Annotated in this window: 2 protein-coding genes; one reads left to right on the forward strand and one right to left on the reverse strand. The window is 45.4% G+C overall.

Annotated features, from left to right (window positions below; translation table 11 throughout):
- The first annotated feature begins 33 nt into the window (after window positions 1–33).
- Window positions 34–267, forward strand: a complete 234-nt coding sequence (locus tag A3757_RS28210) for a hypothetical protein (protein ID WP_156490135.1) — start codon at window positions 34–36, stop codon at window positions 265–267.
- On the opposite strand, the gene A3757_RS23355 is transcribed toward A3757_RS28210, so the two are convergent.
- Complete coding sequence (locus A3757_RS23355) at window positions 268–804, reverse strand: DUF924 family protein (protein ID WP_068516141.1); 537 nt, start codon at window positions 802–804, stop codon at window positions 268–270.
- Between the last annotated feature and the right edge of the window lie 89 nt (window positions 805–893).

Genomic DNA, 893 nt, shown 5'->3' on the forward strand with positions numbered 1-893 from the left:
TTTTCTATGCTCAGATAAGCGCTATTTCAACATATCAAAACAGACTATCGCCACAAGGCCTTAAAGCTTATCGTTTATAACGAAACGACTAGCCGCTCTTTTCCCGAGTGGGCAATGGGAGCCGTTCTTCAAGTCGGGAGTCACGAGAAAATACTCGCAAAGTTCAACCCTGATCGTTCATTTCAACCGTATGCTTTAAGTCCAAGTGATAGCCTTAGTTTCTTACAGGCGTTTTCTGAATTCAGAGGGATGCCAAAAAGCACTTAATCAGAAAGACGAGCCTGGCTGCTCCAGAAACGCTAACTCTGGCTGACTCGACTCTCTTCCAAGTATCTGATTACGATGAGGGTAGCGACCAAAACGATCAATAATTTCCTTATGGCGCTTTTCAAATTCAAGATTGCGCTCCAAACCCTTTTGAGAATAAAGCGACAACGCAACTTCATGAATCGCTCTTGATTCACTATGCATGAAAGGCATATACAGAAAACTTCGCTCAGTGGGTTCAAGTGCTAAATCTGCACGACAAGCGATCGCTTCCTGAGCCAGCACCAAAGCAAGTGTATCAGAAGCGAAAGCAGCCGGCGTATCTCGATACATATTTCGAGAGAATTGATCTAGAACGATAATCTCAGCCAACCGGCCTTCGGGGCTTGAACGCCAAGTGTAGAGTTCCCCCGCATTCGCTTGGCGGTGCAAGGAAGCAAAACGCCCTTGAATCAGGGCGTCGAAATCAGAGTCCTTAACAAACCAGCTCGAAGGTTCGATTTCTTCAAACCAGAAACTCAATACAGATTGGCACATTGTTTCAGCTAAGTCCTTAATTAAGTAAAACCTAACTGTAGACCTTGAAACACACAAATGCGAGTCGTCGAGAGCTAAGGGCGACTCGG

The sequence above is a fragment of the Oleiphilus sp. HI0117 genome, from assembly GCF_001635235.1.